21 protein-coding genes are annotated in these 21,321 nt (G+C 57.5%); 8 read left to right on the top strand and 13 right to left on the bottom strand.

What is annotated here, in order from left to right; translation table 11 throughout:
- Positions 1–27: 27 nt before the first annotated feature.
- The 9 genes from PGH32_RS01500 to PGH32_RS01460 are packed head-to-tail and all read right to left on the bottom strand — an operon-like array spanning position 28 to position 8,927.
- Positions 28–927 (bottom strand): hypothetical protein, encoded by a 900-nt coding sequence (locus PGH32_RS01500; protein WP_337893000.1) that lies wholly within the window; start codon positions 925–927, stop codon positions 28–30.
- Positions 924–2,351, bottom strand: a complete 1,428-nt coding sequence (locus PGH32_RS01495) for a glycosyltransferase family 2 protein (RefSeq protein WP_337892999.1) — start codon at positions 2,349–2,351, stop codon at positions 924–926. Before PGH32_RS01495 ends, PGH32_RS01500 begins: the two co-directional genes overlap by 4 nt.
- 7 nt (positions 2,352–2,358) lie before the next feature.
- Positions 2,359–2,805, bottom strand: a complete 447-nt coding sequence (locus PGH32_RS01490) for a flagellar export protein FliJ (protein WP_314418386.1) — start codon at positions 2,803–2,805, stop codon at positions 2,359–2,361.
- Positions 2,806–2,858: 53 nt separating this feature from the next.
- Positions 2,859–4,175: a flagellar protein export ATPase FliI gene (gene fliI, locus PGH32_RS01485; RefSeq protein ID WP_314418879.1), complete on the bottom strand. Its 1,317-nt coding sequence runs from the start codon at positions 4,173–4,175 to the stop codon at positions 2,859–2,861.
- The gene (gene fliH / locus PGH32_RS01480; RefSeq protein WP_337892998.1) at positions 4,175–4,885 is read right to left on the bottom strand and encodes a flagellar assembly protein FliH; all 711 of its coding nucleotides are present in this window, start codon (positions 4,883–4,885) and stop codon (positions 4,175–4,177) included. The genes fliI and fliH overlap by 1 nt, the downstream gene beginning before the upstream one ends.
- Before the next feature lie 4 nt (positions 4,886–4,889).
- On the bottom strand, positions 4,890–5,927 hold the full coding sequence (locus PGH32_RS01475; RefSeq protein ID WP_337892997.1) for a flagellar motor switch protein FliG: 1,038 nt from the start codon (positions 5,925–5,927) through the stop codon (positions 4,890–4,892).
- The gene (gene fliF / locus PGH32_RS01470) at positions 5,902–7,524 is read right to left on the bottom strand and encodes a flagellar basal-body MS-ring/collar protein FliF (RefSeq protein WP_337892996.1); all 1,623 of its coding nucleotides are present in this window, start codon (positions 7,522–7,524) and stop codon (positions 5,902–5,904) included. Before fliF ends, PGH32_RS01475 begins: the two co-directional genes overlap by 26 nt.
- Before the next feature lie 8 nt (positions 7,525–7,532).
- Entirely contained in the window at positions 7,533–7,889 is a 357-nt protein-coding gene (fliE, locus tag PGH32_RS01465) for a flagellar hook-basal body complex protein FliE (RefSeq protein ID WP_443112759.1), read from the bottom strand.
- A 30-nt stretch (positions 7,890–7,919) separates the two neighbouring features.
- On the bottom strand, positions 7,920–8,927 hold the full coding sequence (locus PGH32_RS01460; protein ID WP_337892995.1) for a sigma-54 interaction domain-containing protein: 1,008 nt from the start codon (positions 8,925–8,927) through the stop codon (positions 7,920–7,922).
- Between the two features lie 501 nt (positions 8,928–9,428).
- On the opposite strand from PGH32_RS01460, the gene PGH32_RS01455 reads away from it, so the two are divergent.
- The 8 genes from PGH32_RS01455 to PGH32_RS01420 all read left to right on the top strand — a co-directional run bounded on the left by PGH32_RS01455 (position 9,429) and on the right by PGH32_RS01420 (position 16,415).
- The gene (locus PGH32_RS01455) at positions 9,429–10,304 is read left to right on the top strand and encodes a FliM/FliN family flagellar motor switch protein (RefSeq protein WP_337892994.1); all 876 of its coding nucleotides are present in this window, start codon (positions 9,429–9,431) and stop codon (positions 10,302–10,304) included.
- Complete coding sequence (gene fliN, locus PGH32_RS01450) at positions 10,297–10,677, top strand: flagellar motor switch protein FliN (protein ID WP_314418401.1); 381 nt, start codon at positions 10,297–10,299, stop codon at positions 10,675–10,677. Before PGH32_RS01455 ends, fliN begins: the two co-directional genes overlap by 8 nt.
- The gene (gene fliP / locus PGH32_RS01445; protein ID WP_337892993.1) at positions 10,674–11,441 is read left to right on the top strand and encodes a flagellar type III secretion system pore protein FliP; all 768 of its coding nucleotides are present in this window, start codon (positions 10,674–10,676) and stop codon (positions 11,439–11,441) included. Before fliN ends, fliP begins: the two co-directional genes overlap by 4 nt.
- A complete protein-coding gene (fliQ, locus tag PGH32_RS01440; RefSeq protein WP_172606528.1) occupies positions 11,438–11,710 on the top strand; it encodes a flagellar biosynthesis protein FliQ in 273 nt (90 codons plus the stop codon). The genes fliP and fliQ overlap by 4 nt, the downstream gene beginning before the upstream one ends.
- Before the next feature lie 2 nt (positions 11,711–11,712).
- On the top strand, positions 11,713–12,486 hold the full coding sequence (fliR, locus tag PGH32_RS01435; RefSeq protein WP_337892992.1) for a flagellar biosynthetic protein FliR: 774 nt from the start codon (positions 11,713–11,715) through the stop codon (positions 12,484–12,486).
- Positions 12,486–13,619, top strand: a complete 1,134-nt coding sequence (gene flhB, locus PGH32_RS01430) for a flagellar biosynthesis protein FlhB (RefSeq protein WP_314418404.1) — start codon at positions 12,486–12,488, stop codon at positions 13,617–13,619. Before fliR ends, flhB begins: the two co-directional genes overlap by 1 nt.
- Positions 13,606–15,711, top strand: a complete 2,106-nt coding sequence (locus PGH32_RS01425; protein WP_337892991.1) for a flagellar biosynthesis protein FlhA — start codon at positions 13,606–13,608, stop codon at positions 15,709–15,711. Before flhB ends, PGH32_RS01425 begins: the two co-directional genes overlap by 14 nt.
- A gap of 545 nt (positions 15,712–16,256) precedes the next feature.
- Positions 16,257–16,415, top strand: a complete 159-nt coding sequence (locus PGH32_RS01420) for a hypothetical protein (protein ID WP_172606527.1) — start codon at positions 16,257–16,259, stop codon at positions 16,413–16,415.
- A 45-nt stretch (positions 16,416–16,460) separates the two neighbouring features.
- Here the strand turns inward: PGH32_RS01420 and PGH32_RS01415 are convergent, their stop codons facing one another.
- From PGH32_RS01415 to PGH32_RS01400, 4 genes are all read right to left on the bottom strand, one after another.
- Positions 16,461–16,892, bottom strand: coding sequence for a PTS sugar transporter subunit IIA (locus tag PGH32_RS01415; RefSeq protein WP_314418408.1), 432 nt, complete (start codon positions 16,890–16,892; stop codon positions 16,461–16,463).
- Positions 16,893–16,930: 38 nt separating this feature from the next.
- Positions 16,931–18,328 (bottom strand): sugar porter family MFS transporter, encoded by a 1,398-nt coding sequence (locus PGH32_RS01410; RefSeq protein WP_123335888.1) that lies wholly within the window; start codon positions 18,326–18,328, stop codon positions 16,931–16,933.
- A gap of 896 nt (positions 18,329–19,224) precedes the next feature.
- Positions 19,225–20,460, bottom strand: a complete 1,236-nt coding sequence (locus tag PGH32_RS01405) for an MFS transporter (RefSeq protein WP_314418414.1) — start codon at positions 20,458–20,460, stop codon at positions 19,225–19,227.
- On the bottom strand, positions 20,461–21,294 hold the full coding sequence (locus PGH32_RS01400; RefSeq protein ID WP_337892990.1) for an MBL fold metallo-hydrolase: 834 nt from the start codon (positions 21,292–21,294) through the stop codon (positions 20,461–20,463).
- Positions 21,295–21,321: the final 27 nt, after the last annotated feature.

Here is a 21,321-nt window from a genome sequence, read left to right as displayed (position 1 = left end):
TGCGAAGGGACGAAACTCGCAGATAACTCACTTCAATAAAGCAATGCCACCCAGCAGCGGATCGTCGTGGACTTCCGCGTCCGGCAGGCGATGCAGGGCGGCAAACAGCGCGGCGAGCGTCTCATCATCCAGCACCAGATAACTTTGCATAAACAGCGCACAGAGCATTTTCAGACTGAAAAAATGCTGACACAGACGGTTGTACTGCGCTTCCCAGGCCCGATCGTCCACTCCCGGGAAAACGTGGTGATAAAACACATACAGCAGCACGTTAATAAACACGCTGCGGCGTTCCTGCATAAAAGTGGCCAGCTGGCGGTCCTGCTGCAGGCTCGCCAGCATGTCCTGCAGATAGCGCGTGCTCATCACGTTGATTTCGTTAAGCTTCAGCACCAGCGTCATCCCGGTCAGCGGATCGAAACTGGCATCGAGATCGCTGCGGCTTAATGCCCGCAGCGTAGCGAGCTTATAGCTTTCAACCGGGGGCAGTTGTGCAAAGGCCTGCGCGAGGGTTCCCTGCTGCAGCATCGTCACCAGCTCGTCACCAAAAGCCGTAATCTGCTGCGGTTCTGCCAGCTCGCGGCTTTTGCCGATCAGCACGCCCAGCGCGTAAAGGATCGTTTCAGGTGCGGCATCACTGGCAATTGCCAGGTTAATCGCCGCCTGATTCATCGCCTGCTGGCGCGGATCCAGGCGGGCCGCCTGCGGGGGCGGCGCAATCTCGCTGTGCAGCACAAAGGCATCCTCGCGGCAGATAATCTCCTGCGCGGCGCGATCGCAGTCGGGCCGTGCGCTGTGGCGGATCTGATCCTGCCAGAGCCGGGTTATCTGCCACGGCTGCTGCCGACAGCCCGGGCAGGCACAGACATCGGTGAACTGCCGCAGGCGTAAAACATATTCAGGGGTATAACTCTCAGTCGAAATCACGTTGGCTCCCCGGCGCCTTTCGCGCCGTGTGATGTATTCAGTTTATGGAAAAAATGATGGGCCAGCGGCTGGCCGTCCTCGTCGCTGTCCTGATAGATATAGCTGGGATACAGTGCCAGCCAGCGGCCGCGCTGGCACAGCGCCTGCCACTGCAGATTCTGCTGTAGATGCAGATCGGCCGGGGCGGCCCGCTGCTGTGCGAGGCTGGATCTGAGCATGGCGATAAACTCGTCATAGCGCGGCTGGTTCACCGCATAGGCCACCGGGCGGGAAGCGTGCGTTGCCCGGATTGCCGCCGGTAAGGCGCTCAGCGGCTGGCCTCTTTCCAGCTCGCAGCCCAGCAGCAGCACGTCCCAGTGCAGCGCGCGGCAGGCGGCCAGCAGCCGATTGAGGTTGATGACGGTCTTTTCCTGGCGAACAAAGCGGGTGCGGTCATCCAGCAGCAGGTAGTTCTGCCAGCCCGCACGGCGGGCCTGTTCTGCCGCCGCCAGATGGCTGGCCGCCAGCGGTGCCCCCGGGACGCGGTGGATCACCTCTATCTGCTGCGGCTGAACGCCCTGCGCCATCAGTTCGCTGAGATAGCGCGCCTGTCGCTCCGGATCGTCCGGACACGCGGTGACCAGGATACGTTCAAAAAAGGTCCAGTCGATCTGCGAGCGGACCGGCGCCTGCCGCAGCCGCTGATAAAAGCGCTGCAGGTGGGGATCGATGACGTAATCATCCAGCGATCGCGGATCGCGTTCACCGCTGCCCATCACAAAGTCTTTGTCGAAGGTATTGGCATTGTGCGCAATGCACAGAATGCTGCGCTCCGGCGCAAGCTGCAGCACCGGCGTGCTGAAGTCATTGAGAAAACTGCCCTCTTCCGCCAGCCGCGCGCGGTCGTCATAGCGGTGCCCACGGAGGTGCGAGCGGTGATAGGCAAAGGTGCCGTTCAGCGCGTGTTTGGGTCCAAAAGCGTGGCTGCGATAAATACGGTCGATATGGCTGTACCAGACAGGAATGCTGTCGCAGCCGGCGAAAGTTGCCCGGTGGCGCTGCATCATGGCGATGGTGTAGCTGATTTTATCCGCCGGGTAATAGTCGTCGTCGTCCATGCAGACAATGTATTCCCCCTTCGCCAGCGCGTTCAGCCGGTTGCGTTTTTCACCGAGGGTCAGGCGCTGCGGCAGGTGGTAATAGCGGATCAGCTGCGGACAGGTGGCGTACTTTTTCATCCCGTCGATCAGATCGGCACTGCTGGTTTCGGAATCGTCCAGAATCACCAGCTCCCGCCGTTCGGCGGGATAGTCCTGGTACTGAAACAGATACAGCAGATAGGGTAGAAAGGCGCGGCGGTTCCACGTTGGAGTCACCACGCTGACGAACGGCAAGGCGTGTGCCCGACTGCCGCCCTGGGGTTGAATGGATGTTGTGTGTTTCATAGCGTATTCAGGGTTTCCCGGATCGATGCCTGCGCAGCCAGCTCTGCATCGCCTGGGCATCGGTGAGTTTTTGTCGATCGCGTTCCAGCGCCTGTCTGATGGCGACTTTTTGCTGCTCCATCACCACGTTGAGGGTCATTTCCTGACTGGCTTTATCCAGCAGCTCGCGACGGGTGGCTTCCTGCTCGATGGAAGCCAGCGCCTTTTCCTGCTGCTGCCAGTCAATCACCCGCTGGATAGTGGCCTTAAAGCGCGCCTGGTTATGCATCTGTGCGGCGTCGGCGGCCATGCCGCCGCTGCTGTCGCTCAGCGCCCGCAGCGCCTCGATATTGTTGCTGTAGCGCTGCTGCAGCTGTTTCTGCTGGGCGAGCCTGCTCGTGGTGTCCTCCACCGCGCGCTGGCGTATCTGGTGCAGCTTTTCCAGCACCTGGAGGCTGGCGGGTTTCTTATTCATTCGCGAATTCCTTGCGCGTTAATTATTTTTATGTCGATACGCCTGTCGGCGCCTCAGGCTTTTGCCAGGTTTTCCAGCCCGCTGATGCAGCTTTCCAGGGCGCTGCATTCGTCTACCTGCTGGCGTAGAAAGTTTTCCACCGCCGGGAACAGGCGCACCGCCCGGTCCGCCGCGGCATCCACCCCGGCCACGTAGCCGCCCAGCGGCAGCAGCGGTTTGATCGCCATATAGTCGGCGTACATCTGCTTCAGCCCGCGCGCCGCCTGCTGGTGAGATTTTTCCGTGACCAGGCTCATACAGCGGCTGATGCTCTGGCCGATATCGATCGCCGGATAGTGCCCGGTTTCCGCCAGCTGGCGCGACAGGACGATGTGGCCGTCCAGTACCGCCCTGGCGCAGTCGACGATCGGATCCTGCTGATCGTCCCCTTCGGCCAGCACGGTGTAGATCGCGGTCATCGTACCTTCCCCTTCCGCGTTGCCTGCGGTTTCCACCAGCCTGGGGATAATGCCGAACGCCGACGGCGGATAGCCTTTGGTCGCCGGCGGCTCGCCCAGCGACAGGGCGATTTCACGCTGCGCCATGGCGTAACGCGTCAGCGAATCCACCAGCAGCAGCACGTCTTTACCGCGATCGCGATAGTGGCTGGCGATGGCGTGGCACAGTTCGGTGGCTTTGATACGCATCAGCGGAGATTCATCCGCCGGGGCCGCCACCACCACCGATTTAGCCATGCCTGCCGCCTGCAGCGCGTGTTCGATAAACTCCTTCACTTCGCGCCCGCGTTCGCCGATCAGCCCGACCACCACCACTTCAGCGCGGGTGCAGCGGGTGATCATCCCCAGCAGCACGCTTTTACCGACGCCGGAACCGGCCATCAGCCCGACGCGCTGCCCTTTGCCGATGGTCAACAGCCCGTTGATCGCCTTGACGCCGACGTCGAGCGGACTGTCGACCGCTTTACGGGTCAGCGGGTGGATCTGTGGGATCTGCTGCTGCAGCACCGTATCGCCTTCGAGCTTCCCACGGCCGTCGATCGGTTCGCCCACGCCGTTGATCACCCGGCCCAGCCAGCCGTCACCGATCAGCAGTTCGCTGTTTTTTTCCGCCGGGAAGACCCGTGCGCCGGCCCGCAGCCCCTGCGGCTGTTTAAACGGCATCAGATAGGTGACATCGCGATCGAACCCTACCGCCTGCGCGTCTATCAGCTCGCCGCTGCTGCTCTCAATCTGGCAGCGCTGACCCACCGCCAGCTGGCAGCCCAGCGACTCCAGCAGCAGGCCATTGGCCCGCACCAGCCGCCCGGCCACGCGAACCAGATTGATGTTTTCAATCGATTTAAGCGCCTTATCAAAGGCCGACGGGGTCATCATGTTGCAGATTCATCCTGCGGCCCGGTCAGGCTCTGCGACAGCACGTCCATACACTGTTCAAGGCGATGGGCGCAGCCGACGTCCATTTCCGCCGATTCGGTAACGATGCGGCACTCGCCCTCGGCAATCGTCGCATCGCCGACCAGCCCCCACTCGCTGACTTTCTCCGCTTCGCTTTCGCTGATGCGCGAAAACTCCAGCGGATTCAGCAGCACCCGCAGGCGCTTCGGCGCTTCCGGCAGGCCGCTGAGCGCCTCTTCCACCAGCGCCAGCAGCTGGGTGGGCTGCAGGGCCAGCTCGCAGCGGATCACCTGGCGGGTCACTTTCTCCACCAGCTGCAACAGTTCGCTGCGGCGGCGCTGTTCGTGCTCATCCAGCTGCGTCTGCATCTGCGCAATCAGATCGTCCAGCGGGCGAGCGGCGAGCATAAATTCGGTGTGGGCGATGCGTTTACCGTCTTCCCGCCCCTGAATCAGCCCCGCTTCGCGGCCCTGGTTCAGCCCGTCCTGATAGCCCTGCTCTTTACCCTGCTCCATGCCCTGGCCGAAGCCGTCGCTGATCCCCTGCTGGAAACCGGCCATCAGCTGCTGCTGATATTCTGCGGCGTCCAGCGGCTGGCCGTCGCTCTGCGGCCGCGGTCTGCGCAGCGGCGGAAACGCATGGCGGCGCGGCGATGGGTTGGTTAACTGCTGATGCTTATGAGTCATTCACCTACTCCATGGTCTGTTCGCTGAACAGCTGAACCTGGATCTCACCCTCTTCCGCCAGCTCGCGCACGCGGACCATAATCTCTTTACGCACCTGCTCTACGCGGCTGACCGGCAGAGAACCGAGGCGCGAGATGGTGCTCTGTAACAGCTGCACCTGGCGCTTAGGCATGGCGGCATAGATCGCCTGGCTGAGCACGGCTTCGGTGCCCTTGAGCGCGATGGCCCACTGCTCCATCGGGATCTCTTCCAGCAGGCGCTGCAGCGTGGCTTCGTTCTGACGGCTTAAGATGTAGAACTCGTACATTTCGGTTTTCAGCTCGTCCACCACGTTGGCATCCCGGGCGTTTAGCTGCTCCAGCAGCGTTTGCTGGCTGCCCGGAATGCGGTTAACGATGTTTGCCGCCTGCCTGATGCCCTGCACTTTCGATCCGTGTTCGGACAGCACCGCCACGCCGCGTTCGATCAGGCGATCCAGCTCGTCCACCACGTCACGGTTCACGTCGTCCAGCCTGGCGATGCGGTAGAGGATCTCATCCTGCCGGGTGGCATCCAGATGGGTCAGCACCGTGGCCGCCACGTCCGGCGGCAGGAAGGCGAGAAATACCGCCTGCAGCTGTAGATGCTCCTGGTCGATCAGCGCCGCCAGCTGCGGCGTATCCACCCACTGCAGGCGCGCCATGCGGTAGCGGATCTCATCGCCGTAGATGCCGTTAATCACGCTGCGGGCAATTTCGCCGCCCAGCGCACGTTCCAGGATGTTGCGCAGATAGCTGCGGGACGCACCGTTAATGCCGCTCAGCTCGCGGTAGTCCTGGAAAAAGTTATTCATCGCCTGTCGCGCCTGCGACACCTTAATGCCGTGCAGGCGCGCCATGGTTTCACTGAGGCGCAGCACCTCTTCGCGCGAGAACTTGCTCATTACCGTGGCGGCGGCGTCTTCGCCGATGCTCAGCAGGACAATGGCCGCCTGCTCAAGGCGGGGACGCTGGCTGCCCGTCCCGCTGCTTTTGCTTTTATTTGCTACTGCTGCTTCGCTCATTGCTGCTTATCCACTGTTTAATCACTTCGGCCACGCGATCGGTTTCGCTTTGGGCCAGGGTTTGTAGGTAGGCGATTTTGGTTTCCAGACCTGAGCTTTGCGGCGGCAGGTTTTCATCGCCCTGGAACGAGCTGGCGGGCAGGACGGGAGCCTGACCGTCACCGTCCTCATCCTCCTCACTGCCGCCGTTGAGGGGGAGCTGTGCCATAGCGGCGGCGGCTTCCTCTTTGCGCTGGCCGAAGCGGCGCATCATCGGCAGCAGGCCAAACAGGGTGATCGTCCCCACCAGCAGCGCAATGCCGCCGCGTTTGATCCAGTCGATCACGCTCTGGTTTTCCCACCATGGCGTTTCCGGTTCAACATACGGCTCGGTTTCGGTAAAGCTGAGCAGGCTGAGGGTCAGCGCGTCGCCGCGTCCGGCATCAATGCCCGCGGCCTGGCTGAGCATTTTTTCAACCTGCTGCTGATTCTCCTGGGTCCACGCCTTCACGGCGGCGGCGTTCTGATTCAGCACCACCGACACCGACAGTTTTTCCAGCTGGAAGCCGGGATGGCGAACGTGGCGTACATCGCGATCGTAATTAAACTGACGCTGCGCCTGGTTGCGGGTGGCCAGCTGCGGCTGGGCGTTGGCACCCGGTGCGGCAGCCGGCGGGTTGGCGGGACGGTTGCTCAGCGATCCCGGGATCCCCACCGCCAGCTGCTCGGTGGTATTTTCCTGCATCAGGCTTTCGCTGGCCGGGCGCGGTTCGCCGCTGAAGCGTTCCTGGGTTTCTTCCACCTGGCTGAAGTTAATGCGCGGCACCACGCTGATGCGGAAGTTATCCTGGCCAATAACCGGCATCAGCACGTTAGCCAGGTTACGTTCCGTTTCCTGGCGCAGGCGCTGAATCGCCTCGCTGCCCGATTTGCCGCCCTGGCGGCCGTTCAGCTCATCCAGCCCGGCGGAAAGCAGCGCGCCGTGCTGATCGACCACCCGCACCTGCTGCGGTTTCATACCCGGCACGCTGCCGGCAACCAGATTGATAATCGCCGCGACCTGGTCGTCGGCCAGCGCTTTACCATAGCGCAGGCGCAGAACCACCGAGGCGCTGCTGTCCGGTTTATTACTCAGGACGAAGGAGCTGGTTTCGCTGATCCCCAGATGCACGCGGGCAAATTCGACGGTATCCAGCGCCATCATGCTCTGCGCCAGCTCCCCCTCAAGGCTGCGCTTGAAACGCACGTTCTGGATAAACTGGCTGCTGCCCAGCATCTCTTCTTTATCCATCAGTTCGTAGCCGGCCGGCGTCCGGGCGCTGATGCCCTTCGCGGCCAGCGCCATGCGCGCCTTCGGCAGGTCGCTTTCCCGCACCAGCAGGTTGCCGCTCTGCGGCTCCACGCGATAGGGGATCTGCTCACCGCTCAGCACTTCCACTACCTGCGGTACCGGGATGTTCTGCTGCGAGCCAAACAGCATGGTGTAGTGGCTGTTGTTCTGCCACAGCAGGGCCACAATGATCGCCGTAGCGGCCAGTGCGCCCGCGGCGGGTAGCCACCATTTTTTGAGTTGTGCCAGCGGCAAGCCTGCCAGCAGCGATTTAATTTTTTCGCCCACGATGCACCTTAAATTGAGATATTCATGACTTCATCGAAGGCGGTAGTCAGCTTGTTACGCACCTGCATCATGGCGGAAAACGCCACGCTGGCCTTCTGACTTTCCAGCATCGCCCCCGTCAGATCGTCGCTGGTCCCCATATCGACCGCGCGCTGCCTGTCCGCCGCCGCGTGCTGCAGGTTATCAACGTGTCTGATGGCCTGGTCCAGCACGGAGCCGAACGACGGCGTGGAGAGCGAAGCCGTCTGCGACAGCGTACCGGCCGGATCTATCCGGCTGCCGGTTGCCTGGGCGCGCAGTTTCGCCATGTCGGCGATCATCTGCGCCTGTCCGGCTGCCGCACCGTTTGTGGAAATTTTGTCGATCATAAAAGTGTTCCTGGTTAAGGGCCGGGGTCAGGCCGGGATCAGTCCCTGCTGGCGCATTGACGCCAGCCGGTAACGCAGCGCGCGCGGCGTAATGCCGAGAGATTCGGCGGTCTTGGACTTGTTACCCTGGTGGCAGCGCAGCAAATCAACGATGTACTGGTATTCCGCCAGTCGCCCGTGCTGCTTGATGGGGCGATCGCCGGCTGCCTGAAGGGCTGTCGTGTCGTCGCCGAACGGGTCCGCCGGGGCCGCGGGCTGCGCGCCGATGCCCAGGCACCCGGCATCAAGCACGCCATCGACGGACATAATCAGCCCACGCTGCATCACGTTTTCCAGCTCGCGAACGTTGCCGGGCCAGGAATAGTGTTGCAGCGCGCTCCGTGCCCCGGCGGTCAGCGCGGAAGGAGAGAGAGAGAACTGCTGATACTTCCGCATAAACAGCTCGGCCAGAGGAATAATGTCCTGCACGCGCTCGCGCAGTGGGGAAATATGCATCGGCACCACCGACAAACGGTAGTAGAGATCCTGACGGAAACGCCCGGCGGCAATTTCTTCTTCCAGATTTTTATTGGTAGAGGCAATTAACCGAACATCCAGTTTAATTCGCTGATGGCTTCCCAGACGCTCAACTTCCTGCTCCTGTAATACGCGCAGTAATTTTGCCTGAAGCGCCAGGGGCATATCGCCAATTTCATCCAGCAATAAGGTGCCGCCGTTAGCCTGTTCGAATTTACCCGGCTGACCGTTCACCGCTCCGGTAAATGCCCCTTTCTCATAGCCGAACAGAATGGCTTCCAGCATGCTTTCCGGAATAGCCGCACAGTTTACGCCCACGTAGGGCGCGGGATGTTCAAAGGCATGATGATGAATATATTTCGCCACGCACTCTTTACCGGTTCCGGTTTCACCGGTGATTAATACCGGAACATTATGCTTTGCCACGCGGCGTGCCAGCGCAAGAAGCTTAACGCTGGCTTCCGCCCGGGCAATAAATCCTGAGCCTTTCTTTTCCGAATTATTTTCTGCGATGCTCACAACAGATTCCTCTCTTATTTACCCGGCAAGTTAAAACCGGAGCGGGCAAGTTATTATTCATCAGAGTGAAAAGGCCGGGGAGGATTTAAGCGCCTCAGAAGCGGAGGAGGAACATAAAAGAGGATCGGGACATCCTCACCACAACCAAATTTTGCAGCGAGTATACGTAGAATGTTGATTCGGGTCACATTAATTGGAATTAAAAAAATATTATTGAATTTAAATCAATGCGTTACGTGAAAAACATTAATTAAATAAGATCTATCAATAATTTCACTAAGAATTTTAAAAAATTAATAATCACGTTTAAATTGCCATCATCACAGGTTGTTGTTCTAATTCGGACACGCAAGCGAGCCGCTCTGCTACAAACCGTAAACGGATAAACAGCTAAAGCGACCCTTATTCATAAAAATTAAATATTATTTTACTGACAGAGAAAAATTGTTCACTGCTGAAGGTATTCAGTCAGAGGACACAAAAATCTAACGGAATAAAATCATGCGACAGAGCTGTAGCCGTGTAAAAATCTATCATGCTGGTCACCACCCGGACATGATCAAGTTAGAAGTCAATAAGCTGGGCCGTCCCTATCATAAAATACCGAAAATATTTAACGATATGCACGACGGTTTAGATGGCAAGCTGAATACCTATTTCTTAAAGAAATACCGCGTTAACGTGGCGCTCAAAACCATGGCATTTTCAATGGATGTCTGGCAGAAGCATACGCAGATTTTGTCCAGCGATATTGGCAGTCTGGCGTTTGATATTGACCGCAGTCTGCTGTTAAGCGTGCTGCATGATTATTATGGACTGAATAAAGAAAATCAGGAAGGCATTAGCATTGAGGAAACGCCGGTAACAAAAACGGAAGAGCGCCTGAAAAACAAGCTGGCGCTTGAACTGGTGGCATTAATTACCGGCGAAGGGTTATTTGGCAAAGCACTGCAGATTAAACCCGACCCCGCGTCGTTAATTACGCAATGGTCCTACAAAATTACCTTCACGCTTGAAGGGTATCAGGGGGGCTTTTCACTCCTGCTGGACAACACCCATGTCGATCGCCTGCTGGCCAATTTACGCCAGCAGGCGGAGATGTGTCCGCTGGCCCACGCCGAGCAGCCGGCGGCCAGTGTACAGACCTCATTTATGACGCTGCCCGTCCGCTTAACCGGCAGGCTGGTCAGTATTCCTCTGACGGTGGCGGAGCTGCTGACGCTGAAGCACGGCGATGTTCTGCCAATGACTTTGAGCGAACGCGTTCCGCTGTTAATTGGCAAACAGCCGTTGTTCAACGCGGTGATTGCTGAAGACCACGGCAAGCTGTTCTTTTCAGAATTTAACGAGTTAAACAACGAGAAATCCCATGACTGAAGTAAATATCCCGGCGGAAAACGCGCTCGATTTTGATTTTTCTCTCGATGATGCCCCGGGCATCGAATCCCAGGACCAGGGTGAGGCGGAGCGCCACGCCCTGCAGCGCGAAAAGCAGCGCCATCTTTCGCTGTTCAGCCGCATTCCGGTGACGCTGACGCTGGAAGTGGCCTCGGTAGAGATCTCGCTGGCCGAGCTTATCGGCGTCAATAACGATTCGGTGCTGGAGCTGGACAAAATGGCGGGCGAACCGCTGGATGTGAAGGTTAACGGCATCCTGCTGGGCAAGGCTGAAGTGGTGGTGCTGAACGATAAGTACGGGCTGCGCATCATCGAGTTTAACAACAAAGAACTGGGCGAGCTGGCGCTATGAGTCATTCACTCTGGGCCAGGCTGATACCGCTGATGCTGGCGGGCGGCGTGCTGTTTCTGCCGCTGATGGCAGGGGCGGAAGGGAACGGGCTGGCGCTGTTCAGCGCCACCACCCTGCCCGACGGCAGCCAGGATTACAGCGTCAAGATTGAGATCCTGATCCTGATGACCCTGCTCGGCCTGCTGCCGATCATGCTGCTGATGATGACCTGCTTCACCCGCTTTATTATCGTGCTGGCGCTGCTGCGCCAGGCGATCGGTCTGCAGCAGAGCCCGCCCAACAAAATCCTGACCGGTATTGCGCTGATGCTGACCATCCTGGTGATGCGCCCGGTGTGGACCCAGGTCTACGAAGAGGCGGTGATCCCCTATCAGTCCAACGAAATCACGCTGAAGCAGGCGTTAGCCACCGGGGAAGCGCCGCTGAAGAAATTTATGCTGTCGCAGACCAGCTCAACCTCGCTGGCACAAATCATGACCATCGCTAACGCCAGCGGTGAACCGGAAAAGCAGGATCTGACGATTGTCGCCCCGGCATTTGTGCTGAGCGAGCTGAAAACCGCCTTTAAGATCGGCTTTATGATCTACATCCCCTTCCTGGTGATTGACCTGATCGTGGCCAGCATTCTGATGGCGATGGGGATGATGATGCTGTCACCGCTGATCGTCTCGCTGCCGTTCAAGCTGATCCTGTTCGTGCTGTGCGACGGCTGGTCGCTGGTTGTCGGCACGCTGACGCAAAGCGTCCAGGGGCTGTCGCCATGATGACCATTGACGTGGCGGGCGACATTATCGCCCAGGGGCTGAAATTGGTGCTGATGATTTCGGTCGTCGCCATCCTTCCCAGCCTGATGACCGGGCTGCTGGTGAGCATCTTTCAGGCCACCACGCAGATTAATGAACAGACGCTAAGCTTCCTGCCGCGCCTGGTGATGACCATGCTGGTTCTGGTCTTCGCCGGTAAGTGGATGCTGACGCAGCTGATTGATTTCACCCTGTTGATTTTTGAACAGGCCGCAACCTTAGTGGGCTGACCGTGGGCATCTCTATTCACCAACTGATCGATCCGCTGCTGGCGCTGTGGCTGCCGTTTGTGCGCATTGCGGCGTTTTTCCACTTCTGCCCGATCTTCGAGCACCGGGCGTTTCCGCGTAAGGCAAAGGCCGGGCTGGCGCTGCTGTTGAGCATCCTGATTGTGCCAATGCTGGATAACAACGTGGTGCTGCACGAGCTGATGACCGTGCAGACGCTGCTGCTGAGCGGCGAGCAGATCCTCTGGGGTCTGCTGTTCGGTCAGATGCTGAACTGGGTGTTTTCGGCGCTGCAAACCGCCGGCGCGATCCTGTCGATGAATATGGGGCTGGGCATGGCGGTGATGAACGATCCGGGCAGCGGCAGCTCAACGATGGTGATTTCACAGATCGTCTTCGTTTTCGCCGTACTGCTGTTTTTCAGTATGGACGGCCACCTGCTGCTGATCACCATTCTGTATAAAGGGTTTATCTACTGGCCAATCGGTCAGGCGATCAACGCGCTGACCCTGCGCACCGCCGCCACCGGCGTTGGCTGGCTGCTGACCGGCGCGCTGCTGCTGGCGCTGCCGACAGTGTTTATCATGCTGCTGGTGCAGGGCGCATTCGGCCTGCTGAACCGCATTTCGCCAACCCTGAATCTGTTTGCGCTCGGCTTCCCGATCAGCATGCTGTTTGGCCTGTTCTGCCTGATGCTGCTGAGCGGCAGCATCCTGGATCACTACCTGTCGCTGACCAACCAGATTCTGGCGAAGTTTGACCAGCTAAGGAGCCACTGATGTCTTCAGGCAGCGGCGATAAAAGTGAAAAGCCTACCGCCAGTAAGCTGAGTAAGTCGCGTAAAAAGGGCGATATTCCCCGTTCCCGGGACGTGACGATGGCCGCCGGGCTGGTTGCCAGCCTGTTTACCGTCAGCGCCTTTTTTCCGTACTACCGCGACCTGGTGCAGGCGTCGTTTACCGCGGTCAGCCAGATGGCCAGCCGCATTCACGATGACGGCGCGCTGCATCAGTTTATGCTGACCCAGGTGCTGATTATTTTAAAAGTACTGGCCACGCTGGTGCCGATCCCGCTGGCCGCCTGTCTGGCAACGCTGGTGCCCGGCGGCTGGATCTTTGTGCCCACGCGCATCAAACCGGACTTTAAAAAGCTTAACCCGATCTCGGGCATTAAGCGCCTGGTCGGCAAGCAGCATCTGACCGACGTGCTGAAGATGGTGCTGAAGTGCGCCATCCTGCTGGGCCTGCTGTGGTCCAGCATTCAGGACGAGCTGCCGGGGATGATGGCGCTACAGTCCCGCTTCCTGAACGACGCGATTACCGCCGGGCTGATGCAGTACGCCGGGGTGATGAAGCTGTTTGTGATGACCATTGCGTTATTTGCGTTTATCGATGTGCCGCTGAGCAGGTTTATGTTCACCAAAAAAATGCGTATGACCAAAAAAGAGGTGCGCGACGAGCATAAAAATCAGGACGGCAACCCGCAGATTAAAGGGCGGATCCGCCAGCTGCAGCGCCAGATGGCGATGGGGCAAATTAACCAGCAGGTGCCGCAGGCGGACGTGGTGATCGTCAATCCGACCCACTACGCGGTGGCGCTGAAGTACGCACCGGATAAAGCCGCCGCGCCCTATATCGTGGCGAAAGGGCTGGACGATGTGGCGCTGCACATCCGCCGCGTGGCGAAAAAACATCAGATTGAAGTGGTGGAGTTTCCACCGCTGGCGCGGGCGGTTTACTACAGCACGCGCGTTAACCAGCAGATCCCTGCGTCCCTGTTCCGGGCGATTGCGCAGGTGCTGACCTACGTTATGCAGCTCAAGTCCTGGCGTACCGGGCAGGGCGAAAAACCGCACCTGGATCTGCATATTCCCCTCCCAGAAAGTGAGTTCAAAAAACATGGCAACGTTTAATTCAGGCCAGATGAAATCCCTGCTGCGCAACAGCCACATTGGCGTGCCGCTGCTGCTGCTCAGCGTGCTGGCCATGGTGATCCTGCCGCTGTCGCCGATGGTGCTCGACGTACTGTTTACCTTTAACATCGTGCTGGCGGTGATGGTGCTGCTGGCGAGCGTCAACAGCCGGCGTCCGCTGGATTTCTCGGTGTTCCCGACCATCCTGCTGGTCACCACGCTGATGCGCCTGACGCTAAACGTGGCTTCCACCCGCGTGGTGCTGCTGCACGGCCACGACGGCGTGGGCGCGGCCGGTAAGGTGATTGAAGCCTTCGGTAACGTGGTGATCGGCGGCAACTTTGTCGTCGGCTTCGTGGTGTTTGTGATCCTGATGATCATCAACTTCGTGGTGGTCACCAAAGGGGCCGAGCGTATTTCCGAAGTGTCGGCGCGCTTCACCCTTGACGCCCTGCCCGGCAAGCAGATGGCGATTGATGCCGACCTCAACGCCGGGCTGATTAATCAGGAACAGGCGCGCGTGCGCCGTAAGGACGTGGCCAACGAGGCGGACTTCTACGGCGCGATGGACGGGGCCTCGAAGTTTGTACGCGGCGACGCCATTGCCGGGATTATGATCCTGATTATCAACGTGGTCGGCGGGATCCTGATCGGTATCTTTAAGTACAATCTGGATGCCGGCCAGGCGTTCGATCAGTACGTGCTGCTGACCATCGGTGACGGCCTGGTGGCGCAGATCCCTTCCCTGCTGCTGGCAACCGCGGCGGCGATTATCGTCACCCGCGTCAGCGATGACGACAGCAGCGGGATTTCCGACGACATCCACCGCCAGCTGATGGCCAAGCCGGCCACGATCTATACCGCCGCCTTCGTGATGTTCGTGCTGGCCATTGTGCCGGGCATGCCGCATCTGGTGTTCCTGGTGTTCACCGCCCTGTTGGTGTTTACCGCCTGGCGGCAGAGCAAGGTGATTGAAAAGCCGGCGCAGAGCGAGCAGGAGATCGCCGCGCTGACCCGCGCGCTGGACGACAGCGACAGCGTGAACGTCTGCTGGGAAAGCATTCCGCTGATTGAGCCGCTGGGGCTGAATCTCGGCTACAAGCTGGTAACGCTGGTGGATAAATCAAAGGGCAATCCGCTGACCCTGCGGGTGCGTGGCGTGCGCCAGGTGGTGTCGGAAACCAGCGGCGTGCTGCTGCCGGAAATGTCGATCCGGGAAGACTTCCGCCTGAAACCGGCGCAGTACGCGATCAAGGTGAACGGCGTACGTACGGCGGTCGGCGAGGTGCACCCGGACCGCCTGATGGCGATCCCCACCGCCGAGCAGTACGGCGAGATTGACGGCGTGCTGGATACCGATCCCGCCTACGGGCTGGCCGTCACCTGGATCACCCCGGAGATGAAACCGCAGGCGCTGAACCTCGGCTATCAGGTGGTGGACTGCGCCAGCGTCATTGCCACCCATATTAACCGGGTCACCCGCGAACACCTGCCGGAGCTGTTTAACTACGACGATATCACCCAGCTGAATCTGCGCCTGTCGGGCACGGCGCCCCGACTGGCCGAAGATTTGAACGCCGCCCTGAACTACAGCCAGCAGCTGAAAATCTACCGCCTGCTGCTGCAGGATCAGGTATCGCTCAAGGACATCGCCACCATCGCCACTACGCTGGTGGAAAGCGCGGCGATCACCAAAGATGCGATCCTGCTGGCCTCCGACGTGCGCTTCGCCCTGCGCCGGGCGATGGTGGCGGCGATTGCACCGGACAGCAAGCCGCTGTCGGCCTATACGCTGGACAATACGCTGGAAAACCTGCTGCTCGGTTCCCTGAATCAGGCGCAGCAGGCCGGAAAAGTGAGCCTGGACAGCTTCCCGGTGGACCCGAATATTCTGACCCAGCTGCAGACCACGCTGCCGGTGGTGCTGGAACAGCTGAAGGCGCAGAACCTCACCTCGGTACTGCTGGTGACGCCGCAGCTGCGGCCGCTGATTGCCCGCTACAGCCGCCTGTTTGCCGCCGGTCTGCACGTGCTGTCCTATAACGAGGTGCCGGATGAAGTCGATTTACGCATTGTGGGGACGGTGAACTGACGGAGCGCGGAACGGGACTTCACTGCTGCCAGGAATGAGGTAACGGATTCGTCAATACAGGGGCTATGCGGGGCATCCTTATTTAAGATTATTCGTGCTGCATAAACGTTATACACCTGCGAAAATCCGCGCGCGGCAGAATATACGATTGCCGGCCGGTAGCTCATACCATCTTCAGAAACGTCTGAGTTTGTATCCGGTCGGCTGCCATTGAATGAAAGCCTGCAGCGGTTCACAGTGACCAAGGCCAGTCCAGGGTATATATCTGCCTGCTGGCTGGGGTTTTTCTCCGGAACGGAATGGCTGCGGGTACGGTTTCGATGCAAAAATAACGCCATGCCTTTTCGCGCGACCTGACATCCGCCCTTCGGGCCGATTCGGTTATCAGTAATGCTAAGGCTTCACGATAAATAATAAAAAAGTTTCATTATCAAGTTGTTGATAATGAACAGAACACCTCATGAGCAATGATAATTATTTTTTAACTGGGGTGGCATTTCAGCAAAGTCAGTATAGGATTATTCTCAAGAGAGAAAGGAGCCAGCATGTCGACATTTTCCATCATTTCCCTGCCGATGTTCGCGGTCGGACTGGGCTTAATGACGCAATTTTACAGCAAGAAAGATCTTAACTTCCTGGTGCCCGGTGTGGTACTGATGACCGCAGGGCTGGTAAATACGTTAATCGGTATTGGTATGAGCTGAGGGAAGAAAACCCATAGATACGCAGCGTACCTATGGGTGAGGATATTATTTCCGGTTAAGAATTCTCAGGAAATCTTTTTCACTGGAAATTAATGACAGTGCATTTGAGATAATCTCGTCGCTAAAGATTGAAGCCACATCACGCAGGACATCGATGTGCTCTTTTTCTTTGGCTATCACGCCAATCGCAATAAACATGACGTTATTTCGGTCCCAGATCACGCCATCCGGAAACTGGAAGATCTCAATGCCGGTTTTCACGATAATATGGTTTTCCGACTTGGGTAAATGCGGCAGCGTGATGCCGTTCCCCAGGAAAGTCGACACCTGGCGTTCCCTTTCATTCAGAAAAGCCACGCAGTCCTGGCTTACATACCCTTTCGCCTTAAACTCTTTACCGACCATCTCTAAAACTTCGGCTTTGTTCTTCGCCTGCCGTCCAAGATGCAGGTTTTCAACGGTAATAATATCAATCATAGTCCGCCTCCTTTTATTGAATCCACACTATCACGCTATCAGTTACCGGCAGACAGTTCTTCTTCCAGCTGTTCCAGCGACTTGTTGGACGTTTCCGGCAGTGCCTTGACCACAAACAGAATGGCCAGATAGTTAATGACGGCGAAAATCAGGAAGACCGGACCCAGGCCCAGTTTTGCCTGCAGCACCGGGAACAGGTAGCTGACGATCGCGTTCATCACCCACATAAAGAAGACCGAAATCCCCATCGACAGGCCGCGCACTTTCAGCGGGAACAGTTCAGCCAGCACCACCCAGGTCAGGAAGCCCATGGTCCCCTGCATGACGCCCACGAAGATCGCGCCCAGCAGCCAGATAACGGTGGCTTTCATATCTCCGACCAGGAAGTAGTCGGCACCGGCAATAATCAGGTGCAGCGTCGCCATCAGCGCAAAACCATAGACAATCAGCGTTTTACGTTTGAAGCGGTCAACCAGATACATCACGCCAAAGATCATACCGCCCACGGAGAAGACGCCGTTCAGCACGTTACAGATCAGCGACATTTTCTCAGAGAAGCCGGCGGTTTTAAGGATTTCCGTGCCGTAATACATAATGACGTTAACGCCGGTGGTTTGCTGCAGTGCGGCCCAGGCAATCCCTACCAGAATCAGTTTCATAATCCACGGCGTGCTGAAAATCACCGAGGTGGCACTCTGGGTGTGCAGCTTCTTCTCTTTTTCAATCTCAATGAGGGTAATGATGTCCTGGTATTCCTGCACCGCGCGTGCTTCAGGACGGATTTGTTTTAAGATAGCCAGCGCTTCTTCCCGGCGGTTTTTACTGATTAACCAGCGCGGACTTTCCGGCGCGCGCCACATGCCGATTAACAGGAAAATGGACGGCAGCGCCTGCACCAGCAGCATATAGCGCCAGACCTCCGGCAAATGCCCCCAGATCAGGCCAATCACCGCATTGACCGCAAAGGCGGCCAGCTGACCAATAACGATGGCGACTTCATTCAGCCCGGTGAGCCTGCCGCGCATTTCCGTCGGGGCCACTTCCGAGATAAAGGTTGGCGCGGTGACCGAGGCTCCCCCCACGGCAAAACCAAGAATAAATCGGGCAATCAGCAGGCTGGTGACGTTCGGGGCGGCGGCGGATAAGATTGCGCCAATAAAGAAGACAAAGGAGAGATAAATCAGGTACTTTCTGCGGCCGAAGAAGTCAGCCATTTTACCGCCGCCGATGCTGCCGAGAGCGGCACCGATTAGCAACACGCTCATCACCAGGCCTTCGGTGTCCGGCGTCAGGGCCATATTCTCTTTTAATGAAGAAAAGGCACCGTTAATCACCCCGGTATCATAGCCGAACAGCAGGCCACCGAATGTGGCAACTAAGGTTATCTGATGTAATCGTTTTCGTTGTTGCGTATTCAGATTCATCAACAAAGACATATATTTATCCTTTCATTAAATGACTTTCAAAACATCAGGAAATTTAAAAAAAGTGATACTTCACCGCCCCATATAAAGAGGTGACGAATAATCCTGACGCTTTTAAGCAGGGTAAACGGTTCTATTTAATAATAAAAAAATACGAAATAACCAACCTGGCACGGCAATGAAAATTAGTGTGACTCCCCCTGATACTATTTACTCATTCATTTTAAATCATCAATCTTTAATACAATGATTAAACGGCCATGCTGAGATAATCTGTTTTAAGCACGTCACCCAACGCCGTCCGTCCGATCGTTTCGATCTCCGGCCGCCAGTCCCCTGCGGGGAGTGTCTGCAACAACGATTCAGGATCCTTTCTGCCTTAACCGCGTGCGGCTTGTTGGTGAGAGGCGGTCAGCCCCCGGTTTATCATCTCAGCAAGTTTCATCACTCTTCAGTTTTTTACCTGCTGATAACATAGCACCCAAATCGAAATCAAAATTCTACTCAAATCACAAAATGACCTTTTAGTTTCATTAATATTCAAATTTTCGACTTTACATTTCATTACATGAAAATGCCATTACCACATGATTACACATGACTTTTTAACTAAAACCCGTAATCATTACGGACGATTTTGGAAACGTTACGGGTAACCGGTTCATAACTTTTCACCTTTAACAAGGATTTCATTTCAAAAAATACATTTTTTAGAAAAAAAATTCCACGTAGCGAAGCGCGTTAAAAATAGCAAGATTGTGCAGATTCGCGGGCGCTCAGTGAGCACATCCTGCAGAAATCTGGGGTCTGCAGCCGGCGGCATGAGAGCGGCATTAACAACGGTGCGGGGCCGGCAGTGAAGCCGGCCTGCAGACACGAGCGTTCGCAGGCCGGATAAGCGGAGGGCGTTACGAGTTAGCGGCTTTCAGCGGTGCTGCGGTTTTCCGCTGTGACAGGTCATCTTTAAAGAAGAGGAGGAAGAACAGCGAAACGACCGCGGCCACAATCGCCGGGAAGATCCAGAAGCTCTCCCACTGCGGCAGCGAATCCGTTCCCTGCCCGGTCACCGTGCCGTTAAATATCTGCCCGCACAGGGTCGAGGCGAACAGCAGGCCAAAGCCGTTGGAGACGATAAAACGCAACCCCTGCGCCTGCGCCCTGATTTCGGGAGCCGCCTTGCGATCGACATAGATGTCCCCCACGGTGAAGAAGAAGTCCCAGCAGAACCCCTGCAGCATCAGGCCAACCAGGACAAACATCATGTTGGCGTCAACCGCCGCGTGGGAAAACAGCAGCGAACGGACAATCCAGCACAGCGCGCCCATCATCAGCGTGACCTTAAAGCCCGCTTTCAGCAGGAAATACGACAGCAGGAACATAAAGATCACTTCGCAGGCGATCCCTACCTGCATCATTGACGCGGCGTTATCAAAGCCCAGCGCCTTGAGGAACACCGGAATATAGGCGGAATAGGCGGTTTTCGGCACCATCAGCACGAAGATGCTCAGCATCAGAATGGAGAAGTTGCGGTCCTTAAACAGCGACAGCGCATCCAGACACAGCAGATCGCGCAGGGTCAGCGCGCGGCCTTTTGCTTTCGGTGGCGTATCCGGCAGGGTAAAGCAGTACAGCCCCAGCAGCACGCCGGTTGCCGAGGCGATGTACCAGGTGATGGTATCCCCGGAATAGCCCATCTGCCCGATGATAAAGCCCACCGCCATAAAGCCGAAGGTGCCAAACACGCGGATGACCGGGAAGGACTTCACGCCGTCGATATGGCTGAAGCTGATGCTGTTCGCCAGCGCGGTGGTGGGATAAAACAGTAACCCCACCAGGAAAATCAGCAGCAGGGTCATGCCGGTGTTGTGCGCCTCGATAAACGGCGGCACGCACAGCAGCACGACGGCGTTAATCAGATGCAGGATCGCCATCACCTTCTGCGAGGCGAAAAAGCGGTCCGCCACCATGCCGATAAACAGCGGGGACAGGATGGTCGCCAGGCCGAGCAGCGCATACGACGAGCCGATAATCGTCGCCATACCCCAGGTGCTGAGCACCAGTCCCAGGGTCATGTTCCATGCCCCCTGCATAAAATACTGCACAAACATCATGATCAGCAGCCGCGGGGTTTTCTTGAAATCCATTTATGCTTGTCCGTGAGTGAGTTCAACTGTCAGTCCGTCATACGCAACGGTGATATGGTTGGCGCGGCAGGCGGCGACCAGCTCCTCGTGCATCAGGCCACCGCTGTGGGAAATATGGGAAACCACCGTCTGGCTGTGCGCGTGCAGACAGCCCGTTTCGCGCAGTTTCTGCTGCGCGGCGAACACCGTTTCCAGGCTCATATGGTTATCGCTGCGTTCGTCGCCGTTAAAGCCGTAAGTGCACTCCAGCACCACAAGATCCAGCGATTTCCCGGCCAGCCATTGCCAGGTTTGCGCCGGGAACCAGCCGGAATCGTGGCCGTAAAACAGCGTTTTTCCCTCCTTTTCAATCACCCAGACGTAGCACAGTTCCCATCTGGCATGGTTCGCCAGCAGCGGGGTTAACCGATAGCCGTGGCTTTCGACGGTGACAAACGGCGGCAGACAGTTGAACTCAAAGCGCCGTTGACTGAAGCCGGGCAGCACCGCGGCGCAGCCGTTAATCGCCCGGTCATTGCCGAAGACGGCCAGAGGACTATCGATCTCAAACCCGTAGCCCTCCATCCGGCTGAACAGATCGCCGACGTTAAAGTGGTCAGGGTGGGTATGGGTGAACAGCAGATCGGTGATGCCGTTCGCATCCAGCCCGTCGCGCAGCAGCTGCTGGCTGAACTCGGGCGCGATATCAATCAACATCACGTCATCAATCATGGCGGAGGAGCGGGTGCGGATATCTTTGCCTTTAAGGCCTCTGGCCTGCTGGCAGTGGTGACAGCGGCAGAACGGATTGGGGATGCCCTCAGACGCGGCCGATCCCAGGAAGTGTATCTTCATGTTATATCCCTTTTATTCAGTGAACAC

Origin of the sequence: Erwinia sp. SLM-02 (assembly GCF_037450285.1) — a bacterium.
Classification (GTDB): Bacteria; Pseudomonadota; Gammaproteobacteria; order Enterobacterales; family Enterobacteriaceae; genus Erwinia.
The sequence above is the reverse complement of the archived record's forward strand: the minus strand, read 5'-3'. Positions and strand labels throughout refer to the sequence as shown.

What these genes read in the sequence shown, in the direction of transcription:
- PGH32_RS01495 (WP_337892999.1), bottom strand. Translation starts at nt 2,351, where the DNA reads ATGAAACACACAACATCCATTCAACCCCAGGGCGGCAGTCGGGCACAC.
- PGH32_RS01490 (WP_314418386.1), bottom strand. Translation starts at nt 2,805, where the DNA reads ATGAATAAGAAACCCGCCAGCCTCCAGGTGCTGGAAAAGCTGCACCAG.
- fliI (WP_314418879.1), bottom strand. Translation starts at nt 4,175, where the DNA reads ATGACCCCGTCGGCCTTTGATAAGGCGCTTAAATCGATTGAAAACATC.
- fliH (WP_337892998.1), bottom strand. Translation starts at nt 4,885, where the DNA reads ATGACTCATAAGCATCAGCAGTTAACCAACCCATCGCCGCGCCGCCAT.
- PGH32_RS01475 (WP_337892997.1), bottom strand. Translation starts at nt 5,927, where the DNA reads ATGAGCGAAGCAGCAGTAGCAAATAAAAGCAAAAGCAGCGGGACGGGC.
- PGH32_RS01455 (WP_337892994.1), top strand. Translation starts at nt 9,429, where the DNA reads ATGCGACAGAGCTGTAGCCGTGTAAAAATCTATCATGCTGGTCACCAC.
- fliN (WP_314418401.1), top strand. Translation starts at nt 10,297, where the DNA reads ATGACTGAAGTAAATATCCCGGCGGAAAACGCGCTCGATTTTGATTTT.
- fliP (WP_337892993.1), top strand. Translation starts at nt 10,674, where the DNA reads ATGAGTCATTCACTCTGGGCCAGGCTGATACCGCTGATGCTGGCGGGC.
- fliQ (WP_172606528.1), top strand. Translation starts at nt 11,438, where the DNA reads ATGATGACCATTGACGTGGCGGGCGACATTATCGCCCAGGGGCTGAAA.
- flhB (WP_314418404.1), top strand. Translation starts at nt 12,486, where the DNA reads ATGTCTTCAGGCAGCGGCGATAAAAGTGAAAAGCCTACCGCCAGTAAG.
- PGH32_RS01425 (WP_337892991.1), top strand. Translation starts at nt 13,606, where the DNA reads ATGGCAACGTTTAATTCAGGCCAGATGAAATCCCTGCTGCGCAACAGC.
- PGH32_RS01420 (WP_172606527.1), top strand. Translation starts at nt 16,257, where the DNA reads ATGTCGACATTTTCCATCATTTCCCTGCCGATGTTCGCGGTCGGACTG.
- PGH32_RS01415 (WP_314418408.1), bottom strand. Translation starts at nt 16,892, where the DNA reads ATGATTGATATTATTACCGTTGAAAACCTGCATCTTGGACGGCAGGCG.
- PGH32_RS01410 (WP_123335888.1), bottom strand. Translation starts at nt 18,328, where the DNA reads ATGTCTTTGTTGATGAATCTGAATACGCAACAACGAAAACGATTACAT.
- PGH32_RS01405 (WP_314418414.1), bottom strand. Translation starts at nt 20,460, where the DNA reads ATGGATTTCAAGAAAACCCCGCGGCTGCTGATCATGATGTTTGTGCAG.
- PGH32_RS01400 (WP_337892990.1), bottom strand. Translation starts at nt 21,294, where the DNA reads ATGAAGATACACTTCCTGGGATCGGCCGCGTCTGAGGGCATCCCCAAT.